The following is a 16,031-nucleotide window of genomic DNA, read 5'->3' as shown; positions in this document are numbered from 1 at the left end:
ACAGAGGCACAGGCCGTGGAAAAAGCGTTTCGAGTTCGTGGGGCCCAAGCGTAATCTGGCTTCAAAAAAAATGGATGGTGGCTGACCGATGTTGAGCTATCTCGAAAATACTCTGCTGATCTGTTCATCGATTGCCGGTGCGCTGCTGCTGGTGGCGGCCCTGAACTATTTGTGGCCGATCAGCAACCGTAAGGTACTAAACGATGTGACGGCCTGGCAGCTGGGTGTTCTGGGAACGACCTATGGGGTGATTCTTGGATTCATGCTTTATACGGTCTGGGAGGGATTTCGGTCGGCCCAGATCGATGCAAACCTGGAAGCGGCGTCGATGCTGAATGTTTACCGGCTTGCGGGTGGACTGCCGTCGCCACAAAGGGAGGAGATTCAGAGGCTGGCAAGGGAGTACGAGACCGTAGTCGTGCAGCAAGAGTGGCCGGCGATGCAGGCCAACCGCGAGGACCGCGCCGCTGTCGATGTGGTGACGAAGATGTGGGCCGCTCTGGCTTCGTCAGCGCCTGCGAATGCGGCTGCGGTGAACAGCATCGACCATATTCAGTATGCGATGGGCAATCTTGCTGAGCGTAGGAATATGCGCGATCTGCAGCGCAGCAACCAGGTCCCGCTGTTGTTGTGGATACTGCTGGTGATTGGGGGAGGCACGACGATCGTGTCGTCGTGCCTGTTGGGCAACGACAAGAAGTGGCTCCACTATTGCCAGGTTGCCGCACTGACATTCGTGGTCGTCACAACACTGGCTGCAATTGCGGACCTGGCAAGGCCGTATGACGGCACGATTGCGGTTCACCCGGAGGCCTTTATCCATGCGGTCAAGGTGATGGATGCTTCTACAAAGCAGCACTAGCACTTGTGTTCGCTGACCATATTGAGAAAGAGCTGATGGACACGGGTGTCGTGGCTCAGTTCGGGATGAAAGGTTGCAGCGAGCAGATGGCCTTCGCGGACGAGGACCGGGTCGTTGTCACGATTGGCCAGGGTTTCCACGGCGGAGCCAGTTCGCACGATACGCGGAGCTCGGATGAAGACCATCTCCAACTCGCCGCCCGGTAGTTTCGATGGAGCAGTCAGAATGGCGGAGTCGATCTGGCGCCCGTATGAGTTGCGCTCTACGGTGACGTCGAGAACGCCGAGGGAGTTTTGCGCGGGGTTGGTGACGTCCCTTGCGAGGAGGATGACCCCGGCACAGGTTCCGAACGTTGGTGTCTTCTGAACGAAGTCCTTGAGGACTTCGAAGAAGCCGCGCTGCTCTAAAAACTTGAGCATGGTGGTCGATTCGCCACCGGGCATGATGAGGCCGTCGATACCGTCGAGGTCGGCAGGGAGACGAACAAGCTTAGGGGTTGCCCCGAGTTTACTGATGGCCTTCGCGTGGGCGTCGTATGCGCCTTGAAGCGCGAGGATACCGATGGTCAGGTCTGTCTGCTTTGTCTTCGCCTGTGGGGTTCTGGTGGCCATGCCTCTCCGTACTTATCTGCGCAAAGTCTTCAGGTTATTGGGCTTATTTGTACGGTCCCGGTTGCTGTCTATTTGCGGGACTGCGTCGGGACTCCTGATTTGACTGCTCTATCCAGTATAGAGAATGGAGCAAGACGAATCGGCACTCTACAAGCGGCTTGTTATGTGGAAGATCGGCGATTCTGGGGCTTGACAAGATCTTTGTGGAAATCCCGGCAATAGAGGAAGTATTGCAATGGGGTAATTGGGGGGCGGGCTGGGGCCTGGCTTGTTCTGGGGAGATGGAGCTACCGGATGCCCCGACTGTGGATCACAATGACGATCACATTGGCGATGTGGTGCATAGAGATTGATTTACAGATAGCACTTATAATTCCCAGCAATATCCAAGGGCCCCTATTTCTTCGTGAAAAGAGGGAACCAATGAGCATTTTGCAGGCACTTTGCGAATACAACGGATTACTTTATGCAGCATGGAAGGGTGAGGTTGGTGATGACCGACTCTTCTACTCCTCCTTCAATGGGGCAAGCTGGGCTACCCAGCAGACGATTCCAGGAAACAGCAGTGTTGGACCTTCGCTCGCCGAGTATGGCGGTGGAATGTTTGCTGCATGGAAGGGTGAGCATAGCGACGAGCGATTGTTCTATGCACGGTTTGCGAATGGAGCATGGGCACCCCAACTACAGATTCCCGGCGTAGCCAGCAGTACCGGACCAGCGTTGGCCGCGATGGGCAGCAGGCTTTACGCGGCATGGAAGGGAATGGGATCGGACCAGGCGATCTGGTATGCCTCGTTCAATGGAACATGGAGTGGTCAGGCGGTTGTTCCGGGAGTGGCTACGAGCGTGGCGCCGTCGCTCGCCTTCTATGACAACAGGCTATATATGGCGTGGAAGGGAATGAATAACGACCAGGCGATCTGGTACGCGTCGTTCGATGGAACGAACTGGTCGGGACAGGCTACGATTCCGGGAGTGGCTTCAAGCGTAGGGCCATCGCTGGCGGCATTTGATGGCAAACTGTATGCGGCGTGGAAGGGTGTGACTGGTGATCAGGGAATTTACTTTGCGTCGTTCGATGGCGCGCATTGGTCGGCGCAGGCACTGATCCCCGGGGTGGCAAGCAGTATTGGGCCGGCGTTGCAGATGCGTCCGGCTTCGAATCTCATCCCGACTCCGATCAAACCGACCCCGGTCAAGCTGCCTACCGTGAAAGAAGCTGGCGTCAGCGAACGGATTCCTGTGACCGGTATTCCGATCAGTGGGACACCGATCAGCGGCATTCCGGTGACGCCGGTTCGGTTCAATCCAGGGAATCTTTATGCGATGTGGAAGGGAATGGATGATGACCAGCGACTGTTTTACGCATCGTTCGATGGAGCGAAGTGGTCGGCGCAGGCGACGATTCCGGGTAACACTGGTCAGGACACGCCGCAGAACATCGGTCTGAGGATGCAGTTCCAGGAGACGAACGAGTGGTGCTGGATCGCTGTGGGCACGAGCATCAACCACTTCTACAACTCTGGGAGTACGGCGCAGCAGTGCCAGATCATGACGACCATCGGGCAGAACATCAACGGCTTCGCGAAGAACACGAGCGCGTGTCCGAGCGCGTCGGCGGTTGCGTCGGTCCCGGGACTCGCGGCGATTCTTGCCAATCCTTATACGACTGCTGCGGAGAATGTGTTGAACAATCCTGCGTTAGGTATCCCCGTGGAGTACATCAAGTCAGGCGGCGTGGGAGATGCGCTGAAGGTGCATGGCAACTGGGCCAGCGATGCCGGTTCGATGACGCTCGACCAGATTGCAAGCGAGATCAACGCAGGCAGGCCGATATGCGTGGATATCCAGTGGACGGGAGGAGGGCAGCATGTTATTGCTATTGCCGGTGTGCTGGACGACCAACTGCTGATCTGCGATCCGGCGTTAGGGGAATCTGTGCAGCAGTTCGAGGACTTTCCGGCGACGTACAACGGGGGAGCCACGATTGTGGGGTTCAGCCTGACGAAGGCTGGAAGCTAGCCTCGTGCTGTTTGGATACGTTTGTCTCTGCGATTTGAGAGCGGAGTTTTTTGACTTCGCTCTCGAGAGCCTTGATGCGTTCGAAGAGGGGCGTCTGCTTTAGCTCATCGATGGTCCAGCGCTGGGGGATGTGCTGCGGGCAGTTCCAGTCGAAGGCGGCGAGATGGAGGATGACGACGCGTTCGGGTCGGCTTCTGTCGGGAAGCAGGAGCTGGTTCTTCCATTCCGGCGCTTCACTCCAGGGAATGACCTCGGCGGTTGCAAGGACCTTGAGCCTTCCCTGGTGGGGATAGTCCATCAGGAAGAGTGCGGCGCGATGGTTGGAGCGGAGGTTGCCTGTGCTGATGTACTGCCGGTTGCCAGTGACGTCGGCGTAGGCGAGGGTACGGTCGTCGACGACGTGAAGGAAGCCGGCCGGGCCTCCGCGGAATTGAATGTAGGGCCATCCGGTTTCGCTGACCGTGGAGAGGTAGAAGCCGTCTCGGCGGGAGATGAAGTCTTTTTCGAAGTCGCCGAAGGTGTCGTTGGGTGAGCCGCGCTCGGTGAGCTTCTCGTTTGCGAGGCGGCTACCCATCTCACGCTGAACGTCTTTTACGCTGTCAGTGAAAGTGAGACTGGAGAACTGATGGGCCATGGATAAAGTGGCCCCTTCCTGAAGCGGTGGACTCGCGCTCTATCAATAAGACACCGAAGAGCCTGGAACGATTCAGAATCGTTTCCGGCTTTGAGTGGAGATGAGCTAAGGGGTTGTAGATTTTGGTGCTGCCTGAGGAGCAGCCTTTGGCGTTGGGTTCAGAGTCGGCGGGGGCTGCGCGGACGTAGGCCTGGTGCTCTGCACGAAGTCTTCAGCCAGCTTTTGCAGCTGTGGCTGCAGGACGGACATCTTGGCCTGAACCATTTGCACGCTTTGTGTGGAGAGTTCAGGACTCTTGTTGAGCATGGACTGACCGGCCGGTGACTTGTAGAACGTCAGGATGGCGTCGAGTTCCGTCTCCGTGTAGGTCTTTGCGTAGAGATCGATATAAGCAGGTTCGAGGATCTTCCAACCAATCTGCTCTTCTGTCGTCTGCTTGAGTTTTTGCTGGAAGGTGTCAAACTTTTCCTTCTGTGCCGACGGGACCTCGCCGCCGAAGAGTTGCTGCGGCATGGTGGCTGCCTGCTTCATGATGTTGTTTTCGATCTGCTGGCTTATCCGTTCGGTGTGCAGGAGATTTACCATCTCTTGCGCTTTGGCACGCTTGGAGGCTTCATCTGCATGTGCTGATGCGAGTGAGGCACATAGAACGAGGGGGAGGAGAGTGATTCGACGCATAGAAACCAACCTGTGATTTGCCTGTTTTGAGATTAAAGTTGATCGCCAGCACTTGGGTCGTGCTGGCGATACAGGAAACATAACGATTCTAGCTTCTCCAATAGGTTTGGGAAAGCCACCCGACCTTAATCCGTGGATCGTCAGGATCAATAAAAAAGAAGCCAACGCCGAATCCTATCCATTGAAGCGCTACTGTTATCCGCTGCAACACCTGTTCTTCCATAGCGGGATCTAGTGGCTCTTGAGCATTGTCATCCCAATAGAGTCTGCGTGGGATGCATACATCCCACTGCATCGTAGCCCCTTCACCACTAAAAGTTATCAGTCGATTGTCTTGTCGATATTCATAACAATCAATTCGCCAAGAGCTACCAGAAAAGGTCAACGACCAATTTTCTTCGGGGCATTGGACCACATTGCTCTTGAAGCGAAAGAAACCATGCCGAGGCCGAATTAAGTTCGGCCTCGGCCATATTTTAGGCTGCAGGATCGCAGTTCGTTCCACTACCAGCCGCGGGTCTGCATGAGCTGTGATTCTTCGATAGCGGCTGCGGCGAGGCCCTTCATAGAGCCGAGGACCTGTTCGCTGGCTTCGGCGACGATCTTGGGATCGTTGAAGTGGGTGGTGGCGATGACGATGGCCTTGGCGCGAGAGACGGCTTCGGCGCGCTCCTTGGGGTCGTTCTCGACGTCGAGAGGAGTGGCGCGCTCCTTCATGAAGATTCCCGAGCCTACGAAGATAGTCTCTGCACCTAGCTGCATCATGAGAGCGGCGTCGGCGGGAGTGGCGATGCCGCCGGCGGAGAAGTTGGGTACGGGGAGCTTGCCGGACTTGGCGATCATCTTGATGAGTTCGTAGGGCGCGCCGTGAACCTTGGCGGCGTTGTAGAGCTCTTCGTCGCCGAGGACGGTGAGGGCCTTGATCTCACGGACGATCTGGCGCATGTGCTGGACGGCGTGGACGACGTCGCCGGTTCCGGGTTCGCCCTTGGTGCGGATCATGGCTGCGCCTTCTGCGATGCGGCGACAGGCTTCGCCGAGGTTGCGTGCTCCGCAGACGAAGGGCGTGGTGAAGGCGTGCTTGTCGATGTGGTAGGTCTCGTCGGCGGGGGTGAGAACCTCGGACTCGTCGATGAAGTCGACGCCGAGGGTCTGGAGCACCTGGGCTTCGGCGAAGTGGCCGATGCGGGCCTTGGCCATGACAGGAACGGAGACCGCGGCGATGATCTCCTTGATGAGCTTGGGGTTGGCCATACGGGCGACGCCGCCTTCGGCGCGGATCATGGCGGGGACGCGCTCGAGCGCCATGACGGAGATAGCACCGGACTCTTCGGCGATGCGCGCCTGCTCGACGTTCATGACGTCCATGATGACTCCACCTTTGAGCATCTCTGCCAGGCCGGTCTTGAGGCGGAGGGTGGAGGAGCTGAAGTTGCCGTTGGTGGTGTGGTCTGCCATGACGATTCTCCTTGGGAGTCGCGGTGCGCGTTCTGTTTTGAGGGCGTTGCCGCGAGAGATTCAAGTTTAGCAGCTTTTGCAAAGGGGGGATAAGGCGGAAGCCTTATAGCTGGAGGTTAATCGGGGAGGGCCGTTCATGCTGGATTTGCAGAGAATTCAAACAGTGTTCACGCCGACGCGCAGGTGGAGGCCCGAGGCTGCGAAGAAGGAAGCAGGAGGCGGGATGGGCGCTGAATTGACGATTGTGATTCCGGCGAAGAACGAGGCCGAGATGCTGCCGCTACTGCTGGAGTCGCTGACGCGGCAGGACTACGAAGGCATGGCGGAGACGAGGGTGATCGTCGCCGATGCCGGGTCGACCGACGGAACGGTGGAGCGAGTGCTGAGCTTTCGTGGGCGGTTGCTGGTCGAAGTGATCGAGGGTGGTTTGCCGTCGGTAGGGAGGAACGCGGGGGCACGGCTGGCGTCGACACCGTATGTGCTATTTCTGGATGCGGATGTGGAGCTGCCGGAGTCGACGCTGCTGCGGCGCGCGCTGTGGCGGATGCGGCGCAGGCGGCTGCATCTGGTGACGACGAATATCTCGTGCAGAGACGGGAGTTTCTTTGACGACGCGCTGTATGCGGGCAACAACTTCATGCAGTATGTGGGGTCGCTGCTGAAGCCGTTTGCTACGGGGATGTTCATGCTGTTTGATCGCAGGGCGTTCTGGAAGCTGGGTGGCTTCAACGAGAGGGCTTTGTTTGCGGAGGACTACTTGCTATCGAAGGGTGTGGCGCGGATACGGTTCCGCATTGTGCGCGGCGGGGTGGTGACGACGAACCGGAGGTTCCGCAAGCTGGGGCACGGACGCATGGTGTGGATGTTCTTCAAGACGATGCTGCATAGCTGGAACGACGGATACTTTCTGAAGGATCAGGGGTATTGGGAGGAGTCGGAGGTCTAGTGGAAAAATGCAAGTCCTTCGACTCCGCTGCGCTCCGCTCAGGATGACAATTTCGTGAGACTAGTCGTCGGCGTTGGCTAGGCCTGCGGCGGCCAGTGTCTTTTTGTCGATCACAATGAAGAGGCCGTTGCCTCGTGCGAGAACTTCGCCTGTTGACGATTGAATCTCGGCTTGGTGGAAGAGTTTGCGGCCTTCGCGGCGCAGATGCGTGCTGATGAGGGTGAGCGACTGGAAGAGAGGGACGGGGCGGAGGTAGTCGACTTCCATGTGGCGCGTCATGGCGAGGACGTTGAGCGGGCGGTTGAGCTTGCTCATGGCTTCGTCGAGGAGCGTGGCGACGAGGCCTCCGTGGAGGTAGCCGGGCGGACCCTCGTGGTAGCGGTCGAGCTGGACGTGCGCGGTTGCGGTGGGGTGCGCGGGGTCGTCTGTGTTGGTCGTGAAGACGAGGTGGAGTCCCTGGGGATTGGCGGGACCGCAGCCGAAGCAGTGGCTGGCGCGCTCGTCGAGGGTGGGGCTGCCGGCCATGGAATCGGGTGCGTGGCGGGTTCTATCTGGTGTGGACATGGCTGCTCTGTGCGTGACCAGCATAGCGTGTGTCTGGCATGAGTGGCGCGATGGCGGCGTGATCTGAGAGGATGGCGGGGAAGTTTGAGGAGGGTCCGAGTGTCTGGTTGGAAGATGTTTCCGGTGGTGGCGGTGCTTGCCCTGGGAGTGAGTGCGTTTGCGCAGACCGCTAACGATGCGCGGGTGGTGCTGGTGATGACGGATGGGATGCGTTGGCAGGAGATCTTTCGCGGCGCCGATGAGAGTCTGCTGACGAAGGACCGTTACTACAATGGTCGCAGCGTGGATGCGTTGAGAACGAAGTATCTCGCGGACACGGCGGAGGAGCGGCGGCAGAAGCTGATGCCGTTTCTCTGGAGCACGTTCATTCCCCAGGGGCAGATCTACGGCGACCGCGATGCGGGCTCGGAGGCCTCGGTGACGAATGGATTCAACTTTTCGTATCCTGGGTACAGCGAGACGCTGACAGGGCACGGCGATCCGAGGATCGACTCGAACGACGACAAGCCCAACCCGAACCTGACGGTGCTTGCGTGGCTGTCGAAGCGGCCTGGGTTTCAGGGCAAGGTGGCTGCCTTCGGGGCGTGGCATGTGATCGCCAACGTGGTGAATCCGGCGAACTGCCTGAGCTGCATGGTGAATGCGGGATACGATGCGGCGGCGATGTCGCCGACGACGCGGGTGATGAATGTGTTGAACAGCATCAAGGAGAACTCGCCGCGAGGGTGGGAGGACGAGGCGTACGATGCTCCGGTGTTTGAGTCGGCAATGGAGTACATACGGGTGAAGAAGCCGCGCGTCGTGCTCCTGTCGCTGGGCGAGACGGACGAGTGGGCGCACGCGGGCAATTATGGCGAGTATCTGGAGTCTGCGCATCGTGTGGATGGGTACATGAAGCAGCTATGGGATGCGTTGCAGTCGATGCCGGAGTACAAGGGCAAGACGACGCTGATCTTCATGGTGGACCATGGACGAGGGTCGGCTCCCGAGGAGTGGAAGGGGCACGGGCAGAAGATCCCGGAGTCGAAGTACATCTTCATGGGCTTTACGGGGCGCGGAGTTCCGGCGCTTGGGGTGCAGAAGAATGTCGCTCCGGTAACACAGAGCCAGGCCGCAGCGACGCTGGCCCGCTATCTAGGACAGGACTGGAATGCGGCGGAAAAGCAGGCAGGTGCGCCGATTGCCGCGGCGGTGAAGTAGTCAGGCGGTGCAGAGCTCGAGGATGCTGGGGCCGAAGCGTTCGGCCTTCTCGAGCGTGAGGCCTTCGACGTTGCGCAGGTCGGTGATGGTTCGCGGATGCGCGAGAACGATGCTGCGCAAGGTGGAGGTGCCGAGGACGAAGAACTGTGGCAGGCCGAGGCGCTCGGCCTCGGAGGTGCGCCAGTCGCGCAGGCGCTGGTCGAGGAGTTGCTGCGCGGGAGTGAGGGCTTCGGCTGTCTGAGATTGAACGGGTCGCGCTTGTGCGCGATAACCCACCTTAGCGACGATAGAGCTGTCGCGAAGATGGGGCACCCGGGTCGTGGGTGGATGGACGATCTCAGGCGTAGATGAAGGGCCGGTATCGCGGCAGAGTGTGACGATGGCTGCTCCGTAGCGGTCGGCTTTATCCTGACCTATACCATTAACATTAAGCAGCTCGCTGATTGTTTGCGGCTGCGCAAGGACGATGTTTGTAAGAACGGAGTCTCCGAAGACGATGAAGGCGGGCTTGCCGGTTTTGGCGGCTTCGGCTTTGCGCCAATCGCGGAGGTTTTGCTGGAGGGCCTGCTGGGCTGGCGTCAGGGGTAGAGAAGCAGGTCTCTCCACATCGCTTCGCTTCGGTCGAGATGACACGCCTGCATGGGGCCGATCATTGTTCGACGCGCGGGACGATTTGGTGTTCTTTTTCGATCGCGTTGCGGTTTGGTCATCGGATGGGAGCAAGACGCCAAGGTCTTCGCTCTCTTCGCGGGTGCGGCCCTCGTGGGTGAGGGAGGCCCGCTTGAAGTTGATCGTGATGCCTTCAGCGTTGGTGAAGGTGTCGGTGGTCAGGGTGATGAGTCCGGCGCGCGTGAGTGCGTTGAGGTAGGCGTCGAACTGCTTGCGATCGATGCCGAGGGCCAGGTCGGAGTGGAGCTTTCCAGTGGCGCGTGGGGCGGCGCAGTCGAGCGCGGAGAGGATGGCGCGGAGGTGGCGGTCTTCCTGCGCGGAGGGTTCGCGGAAGGTCTGCGCGGTGGCGCGTTCGGGGGAGCAGAAGTCGCAGTGGCCACAGGGGCGGAGGCCGTCGGCGGTGTCGCCGAAGTGCTGGATGAGCGCGGTCATGCGACACTGCGGGGTTTCGGCGTAGCGGGCCATGGCGTCGATCTGAGCGCGGCGGAAGGCGAGCTGCCGGTCGTAGCCGGACTGCCAGTTTTTGTTTTCCGTCGCGCGGAGGTTTCCGGCGATGTCGAAGGCGGCGGCGCCCTGTGCGACGAGTTTTTCGGCGGTGCGGTCGAAGGTCTCGACGTCCATGCGGAGTTTCTTGCGGAGGGTGTCGGGCTCCTGAAAGTTGCCGGTGAGAACACGGGCGAGGCGCGAGAGCTCGGTGGGTGCGGGGTAGTCGCGCTCGAGGAAGAAGTCGTGCATCTTGCGGTCGGCGAAGGAGTGGAGCAGGACGGTTCGCGAAGGTTGGCCGTCGCGGCCGGCGCGGCCGATCTCCTGGTAGTAGGCCTCGACGGAGCCGGGGAGCGCGATGTGGACGACGGTGCGGACGTCGGCCTTGTCGATGCCCATGCCGAAGGCGATGGTGGCAACGACGACCTCGAGCTTGCCCGCGAGGAAGTGGCGCTGGACGCGCTCGCGCGTGGCGGGGTCGAGTCCAGCGTGATAAGCGGCGGCGCCGCGACCGAGCTGAGACGAGAGCTCTTCGGCGGCCTTGCGCGAAGGGGCGTAGACGATGGCAGGACGGCTCTCGGATGACTTGAGAAGGTCGATGGTGAACTGACTGCGGCGCGGCTTCGACATCTCGACGACCTCGATGGCGAGGTTCGTGCGGCGGAAGCCGTGGATGAAGAGCGCGGGGTTATTGAGGCGAAGCTGTGCGGCGATATCGCGCTGGACTGTTGGCGTGGCTGTTGCGGTGAGGGCGATGACCGGCGCGGGGCGTAAGGAAGGCAGGTGATCGCCCAGCGTCCGGTAGTCGGGGCGAAAGTCATGCCCCCATTGCGAGATGCAGTGGGCCTCGTCGATGGCGATGAGCGCGGGCTTGCGTTTGGCGAGCATCTCGGGGAAGCCGGGGACGCGCATGCGTTCGGGGGCGATGAAGAGAAATTGCAACGTGCCGTCGAGGTAGTCGCGGCAGGCCTGGCGCGCTTCATCGCGGGAGAGGCCGGAGTGGATGCGGGCGACTTTGAGTCCGTAAGAAGCGAGCTTTGCGGCCTGGTCGTCCATGAGCGCGATCAGCGGCGAGATGACGAGCGCGGTGCCTCTGCGGGCGATGGCGGGAAGCTGGTAGCAGAGGGATTTTCCCGCGCCTGTAGGCATGACGAGCAGGACGTCGCGGCCTTCGGTGGCGGCGCGGCAGACGGCCTCCTGATTGGCGCGGAAGGCGGAGAAGCCAAATGCTTGATGGAGGAGGGCTGCGAGGTCCATGGGCCTGGTTCATCTTCGCATATTGTTTGCCTGAGGATGCGGGAGGAAGGCATAGTGGAACAAGGGCAGATACTTAGATCCTTGAACGTATTCTTCCCTTACGCTCGTTATGGATCCGTGGTCCAAACGACGATGAGTTTTAGAAGAGCCGGAAGTTGATCTCAATATTGACGATGACGGGGACAGGTTTTCCATCCAACTTCGATGGGGTGAAACGATATTGATTTACTGCGTCAAGGGAGCTTTGATCGATGATTGCGGCAGCGTCGTTGTTTTTGGACTTCATGGTCTCCAGGCTTGACTTGATCACATGAGCGTTCTTCACTTGTCCTTCGGCATCGACGGTGATCTGAACTAAAGTCGTTCCGGACTTGAAATACTTACGGTCTTTTTTTGCGATTTTAGGCTCTACGCTGTAGATAAGCTTCGGTGGGGTAACAGCTCCTCGAACGCGGTATACACCATCCTTGTCAGGAGCGGGTGTGCTTGGTGAATCTGCGGCGGACGGCTTAGTTGCGGTATCAGCCTGCTGGCTTGCAGCGGAACAGGTCGCAGAGAAGGCGAGGCAGAGCGTAAGCGTTGCAGTGCAAAAGACGGTTTTAGTCATGGTCGGTTCGTATGTTTTGGCAAGACTATCATTACGCTTGTGATTACTGAGAATCCGGCTCCAATGCTTCGTAATCTGAATCTTGAGTGTTAGCGGAGGTAGAGATGCTCTGGATTGCTATTGCTGTTGTCGCGCTTGCAGTGTTGCTATTTGCCATCGTCAAGGCGAGACGCTCACGGGATGTGCGTGAGTATGACGAGAACAGTGTCGATGCCGAGACGCTGCGTGGACTACTTAATCCTGAGCCGAGGGTGTTGCTGTATGACGTGCGTCAGCCGCTGGACCTGCTGGCTTATTCGGAGATGATTCCGGGGGCGAAGCGGGTTCCTCCGAAGGAGGTGCTGGCGAATCCGGCGCTGATTCCTGCGGACGCGGATGTGGTGCTTTATTGCACGTGCGAGGCGCAGAAGACGAGTCTCGAGATTGTGCGGCAGGCGAAGATGCAGGGGTACAACCGGCTGAAGGTGTTGCGCGGTGGACTGGCGGGATGGAAGGCGAAGGGGTATCCGGTGGAGATCTATCGCGAGTCGTTTCGGCTGGATTCTGCGGGGTAGCATGGCGGGTATGATGGCTGGGTGTTCCCGGTCAGTTGAAAAGAGGAGACTTCGATTGAATCTGTCGACGATATTCTGGTTTCGCAGGACGAGTGTATTGACGCTGATGGCTGCGTTGGCCGTGGCGGCTACGGGGCAGACGCAAAAGAATCCTGACGACAAACAAGTAGAGAAGAAGGAAGATGCCGGGATACCGGTTCCTCCGGAGACGAACTCGACGACGAAGCATGATCTGACAGTCGGTGGACAGACGGTTCACTACACGGCGACGGCGGGAAACCTGCTGATCCGCGATGAGCAGTCGAAGCCGAATGCCAGCATCTTTTACGTGGCCTATACGGAGGACGGCGTGGACGCGAAGTCGCGGCCGGTGACCTTCTTCTATAACGGCGGGCCGGGAGCGGCGTCGATCTGGCTGCACATGGGGTCGTTTGGGCCGGTGCGGGTGATTACGCAGGCGCCTGAGGCCACGGCCCCGGCGCCGTATAGCTGGGTGCAGAACGAGTACAGCCTGCTGGATAAGAGCGACCTGGTGTTCATCGACGCTCCGCTGTGCGGGTTTTCGCGAGCGGTGGGTAAGGGGACGGTCAAGGACTTTGCCGGGACGGATCAGGACATTGCGGCGTTCCGGAAGTTTATTGAGCGGTACCTGACGGCGAACCAGCGGTGGAACTCGCCGAAGTTTCTTTTTGGAGAGTCGTATGGAACGACGCGCTCGGCGGGGCTGGTGGCGGCGTTGCAGAACGATGGCGTGGCGTTCAACGGCGTGGTGCTGCTGTCGTCGATCCTGAACTACAACATCCGCAATCCTGGATATGATGCTGAAGCTATTGGCTATCTACCTTCGTTCGCGGCGATTGGGTACTTTCACAAGAAGGTGAAGGCTTCGGCGTCGATGGTGGAGTGGGTCGAGCAGGCGCGGGAGTTTGCGCGCGGGCCATATGCGCAGGCGCTTGCCCAGGGCGACCGACTCCCTCCGGCGGAGTTCGATGCGATTGCCGCAAAGGTGTCGGCAATCACCGGATTGAACGAAAGCTACGTCAAGGAGACGAAGCTGCGCATCTCGGCGTCGCGGTTCAGACGGGAGCTGCTGCGGGGCGATGACCGGACGCTGGGGCGTTATGACGCGCGTTTCATGGGCTGGGACCCGGATGCGGCGACGGAGACGCCGGGGTACGATCCGTCGGATACGGGCATTCAAGGGGTCTATGTGGGGTCGTTTCACGACTACATCCAGCGGGAGCTGAAGTACATGAGCCAGGAGACGTATTACACGTCGGGGCCGGGAGTGAACGCTGAGTGGGACTTCAAGCACAAGCCCTCGGGCAGCGGAAATGGGCGTCCGCAGTCGAACCCGGATACGGCGATGGACCTGGCGGACGCGATGCGGAAGAACCCGCGGCTGAAGGTGTTCTCTGCGAACGGGTACTTCGACCTGGCGACGCCGTTCTTTGCGACGGAGTACGATCTGAACCACATGAGCCTGCCGGGGAAGCTGGCCGGGAATGTGAGCTTCGGGTACTATCCGGCGGGCCATATGGTGTATTTGAACGTTGAGGCTCTGAAGGAGATGAAGGCCGACATGGTGAAGTTTTATGCCTCGGCCCTGCACAACTGAGGCAGCAAAAGAGGTTGCGGCGAGCGGCCTGCGCGGTGGCTGTGCGTCGTATGAAACGCCTTGAAATATGGGGTTAAATGCCTTAGAATCTAAGCTGTGGTCTTTCTCTCCCGAGCACGTGGAAAGAGCAACAGTTAAGAAGGAAGAGGCATACAAACCCTATGGCAAAGCGTCGTGGAAATCCGAACTGGGGCAAGCCGGAGCCGATTGGGCCGGTCGTCCCGACGGTGACATCGTTTGAACAGGTTGTGAAGGAGTACAAGTTGACCCCGGACCAGTACATCCGGTCGACGAGGCTGCGGGAATGGGCGCGCCGGAACAAGAACTCGAAGTACATCCCGGAGGCACTGCTGGAGGCGTGGGGATTCGAGATCGAGTCGACCCTTTAGTCCTGTGTGGAGTTGAGTTGTCGAATGCCGTCCGGTATACGGGCGGCATTCTTCTTTTTGCGTCGGACTTATGATGGTGAGAGTCGAAAGAGAGTGCGGGACGCGAGCGAGGGTCCCTGGAGGCTTGCCGATGTTTGCCGATGTTGCTGAAGCGGTTGCGGAGATACGGGCGGGAAAAATGGTCGTCGTCGTGGATGACGAGGACCGCGAGAACGAGGGCGACCTGACGCTGGCGGCCGAGTTCGTCACACCGGAGGCGATCAACTTTATGGCGAAGTTCGGCCGTGGGCTGATCTGTCTGACGCTGACGGAAGAGCGCGCCGACTATCTGCGCCTGGGACCGATGACGCAGGAGAATACGTCGCGGTTCGGCACGGCGTTTACGGAGAGCGTGGAGGCACGCGAGGGTGTGACGACGGGTATCTCGGCGGCAGACCGTGCGCACACGATCAAGGTGGCGATCAATCCGCAGTCGACGGCGAACGACCTGGCGAGGCCGGGACATGTATTTCCGCTGCGTGCTCGCAAGGGCGGAGTGCTGGTGCGGGCGGGACAGACGGAGGCCGCAGTCGACCTGGCGAGAATGGCAGGGCTGGTGCCGGCGGGAGTGATCTGCGAGATCATGAACGACGATGGCACGATGGCGCGGGTGCCAGACCTGGTGAAGTTCTGCGAGGAGCATGGCCTGAAGATGGTGACGGTGGCGGACATGATCCGCTACCGGCTGCAGAACGAGCGGTACATCCATCGCGTGGCCGAATCGGTGATGCCGACGGAGTATGGCGAGTTCCGGGTGATCGCTTATGAGAGCGAGGTCGAGGGCGGTGAGTCGCATGTGGCGCTGGTGTATGGCGACGTTGCGGGCGGGGAACCGGTGACGGTGCGCGTGCATACGCATTGCCTTGCGGGGGACATTTTTGGCGCGACGTTGTGCGATTGCCGGAGAGTGGTGGACGGGGCGCTGAAGATGATCGCGGAGGCGGGACGCGGCGCGCTGGTGTATCTGCATAACGGGAGCACGGGGTTCGGGATCGATCGCAGCGTGACGCCGCACCGCGTGGTGCTGCATCGGGAGCAGAGGGCGAAGGAGCACAGCGAGGAAAAAAGCCAGAGGACGCTGCGGCAGGTGGGACTGGGCGGGCAGATTCTTTCTGATCTAGGGATACACAAGATTCGGCTGATTACGAATACTCCGACGCACGTGCCCGCGCTGCAGGGGTTCGGGATCGAGATCGTGGAGCAGGTTCCGGTGAGGGGCGTGGGGGCGTCGCGGTAGGCGTCGTTCACGGAATGATGGGGCGGGCCTTCAGCCCTTGGCTGGCGCAGCGGATCGTTACCTGGGCGTTGCCCCAGGCTGGTATGGGTTGGGCCTTTGACCCATGGGTGCGATTTCAGTGTGGGATTATGTCTCGCAAAATGAAGGTCCGTGTAGGGTCGAGCGAACTACAGGGATTCTTCGCCTACGACTCAGAATGACGG

General features: G+C 59.7%; 15 protein-coding genes. 8 read left to right on the top strand and 7 right to left on the bottom strand.

Annotated elements, in window-relative coordinates; genetic code table 11:
* Positions 1 to 88: 88 nt before the first annotated feature.
* Entirely contained in the window at positions 89 to 862 is a 774-nt protein-coding gene (locus JSS95_05535) for a DUF4239 domain-containing protein (protein MBS1799269.1), read from the top strand.
* On the opposite strand, the gene pdxT is transcribed toward JSS95_05535, so the two are convergent.
* Positions 859 to 1,473, bottom strand: coding sequence for a pyridoxal 5'-phosphate synthase glutaminase subunit PdxT (pdxT, locus tag JSS95_05530; protein MBS1799268.1), 615 nt, complete (start codon positions 1,471 to 1,473; stop codon positions 859 to 861). The two genes, JSS95_05535 and pdxT, sit on opposite strands and share 4 nt — an antisense overlap.
* A gap of 423 nt (positions 1,474 to 1,896) precedes the next feature.
* Between pdxT and JSS95_05525 the strand changes: the two genes are divergently transcribed.
* Positions 1,897 to 3,495 (top strand): hypothetical protein, encoded by a 1,599-nt coding sequence (locus JSS95_05525; GenBank protein MBS1799267.1) that lies wholly within the window; start codon positions 1,897 to 1,899, stop codon positions 3,493 to 3,495.
* Here JSS95_05525 and JSS95_05520 read toward each other — a convergent pair.
* The 3 genes from JSS95_05520 to pdxS all read right to left on the bottom strand — a co-directional run bounded on the left by JSS95_05520 (position 3,470) and on the right by pdxS (position 6,265).
* Complete coding sequence (locus JSS95_05520) at positions 3,470 to 4,129, bottom strand: pyridoxamine 5'-phosphate oxidase family protein (GenBank protein MBS1799266.1); 660 nt, start codon at positions 4,127 to 4,129, stop codon at positions 3,470 to 3,472. The genes JSS95_05525 and JSS95_05520 overlap by 26 nt on opposite strands.
* A 105-nt stretch (positions 4,130 to 4,234) precedes the next feature.
* Complete coding sequence (locus JSS95_05515; protein ID MBS1799265.1) at positions 4,235 to 4,714, bottom strand: DUF2059 domain-containing protein; 480 nt, start codon at positions 4,712 to 4,714, stop codon at positions 4,235 to 4,237.
* Between the two features lie 597 nt (positions 4,715 to 5,311).
* Positions 5,312 to 6,265 carry a pyridoxal 5'-phosphate synthase lyase subunit PdxS gene (gene pdxS / locus JSS95_05510; protein ID MBS1799264.1) on the bottom strand — a complete coding sequence of 318 codons (954 nt, stop codon included), beginning with the start codon at positions 6,263 to 6,265 and terminating at the stop codon, positions 5,312 to 5,314.
* Positions 6,266 to 6,488: 223 nt separating this feature from the next.
* Between pdxS and JSS95_05505 the strand changes: the two genes are divergently transcribed.
* Positions 6,489 to 7,211 carry a glycosyltransferase gene (locus JSS95_05505; GenBank protein ID MBS1799263.1) on the top strand — a complete coding sequence of 241 codons (723 nt, stop codon included), beginning with the start codon at positions 6,489 to 6,491 and terminating at the stop codon, positions 7,209 to 7,211.
* A 60-nt stretch (positions 7,212 to 7,271) separates the two neighbouring features.
* Here the strand turns inward: JSS95_05505 and JSS95_05500 are convergent, their stop codons facing one another.
* Positions 7,272 to 7,775, bottom strand: a complete 504-nt coding sequence (locus JSS95_05500) for a PaaI family thioesterase (GenBank protein ID MBS1799262.1) — start codon at positions 7,773 to 7,775, stop codon at positions 7,272 to 7,274.
* A gap of 99 nt (positions 7,776 to 7,874) precedes the next feature.
* On the opposite strand from JSS95_05500, the gene JSS95_05495 reads away from it, so the two are divergent.
* Positions 7,875 to 8,975, top strand: a complete 1,101-nt coding sequence (locus JSS95_05495) for an alkaline phosphatase family protein (GenBank protein ID MBS1799261.1) — start codon at positions 7,875 to 7,877, stop codon at positions 8,973 to 8,975.
* Here JSS95_05495 and JSS95_05490 read toward each other — a convergent pair whose 3' ends face one another.
* Positions 8,976 to 11,384, bottom strand: a complete 2,409-nt coding sequence (locus tag JSS95_05490) for a RecQ family ATP-dependent DNA helicase (GenBank protein MBS1799260.1) — start codon at positions 11,382 to 11,384, stop codon at positions 8,976 to 8,978. It lies immediately after the preceding gene.
* Positions 11,385 to 11,523: 139 nt separating this feature from the next.
* Positions 11,524 to 11,991: an energy transducer TonB gene (locus JSS95_05485; protein MBS1799259.1), complete on the bottom strand. Its 468-nt coding sequence runs from the start codon at positions 11,989 to 11,991 to the stop codon at positions 11,524 to 11,526.
* A 104-nt stretch (positions 11,992 to 12,095) separates the two neighbouring features.
* On the opposite strand from JSS95_05485, the gene JSS95_05480 reads away from it, so the two are divergent.
* The 4 genes from JSS95_05480 (at position 12,096) to ribB (ending at position 15,828) form a co-directional block, all read left to right on the top strand.
* Positions 12,096 to 12,545, top strand: coding sequence for a rhodanese-like domain-containing protein (locus tag JSS95_05480; GenBank protein ID MBS1799258.1), 450 nt, complete (start codon positions 12,096 to 12,098; stop codon positions 12,543 to 12,545).
* Between the two features lie 106 nt (positions 12,546 to 12,651).
* Entirely contained in the window at positions 12,652 to 14,163 is a 1,512-nt protein-coding gene (locus tag JSS95_05475) for a peptidase S10 (protein MBS1799257.1), read from the top strand.
* 161 nt (positions 14,164 to 14,324) lie between these two features.
* Positions 14,325 to 14,552, top strand: a complete 228-nt coding sequence (locus tag JSS95_05470) for a hypothetical protein (GenBank protein ID MBS1799256.1) — start codon at positions 14,325 to 14,327, stop codon at positions 14,550 to 14,552.
* Between the two features lie 130 nt (positions 14,553 to 14,682).
* Complete coding sequence (gene ribB / locus JSS95_05465) at positions 14,683 to 15,828, top strand: 3,4-dihydroxy-2-butanone-4-phosphate synthase (GenBank protein ID MBS1799255.1); 1,146 nt, start codon at positions 14,683 to 14,685, stop codon at positions 15,826 to 15,828.
* Positions 15,829 to 16,031: the final 203 nt, after the last annotated feature.

This window comes from Acidobacteriota bacterium, assembly GCA_018268895.1.
Classification (GTDB): Bacteria; Acidobacteriota; Terriglobia; order Terriglobales; family Acidobacteriaceae; genus Edaphobacter.
The sequence above is the reverse complement of the archived record's forward strand: the minus strand, read 5'-3'. Positions and strand labels throughout refer to the sequence as shown.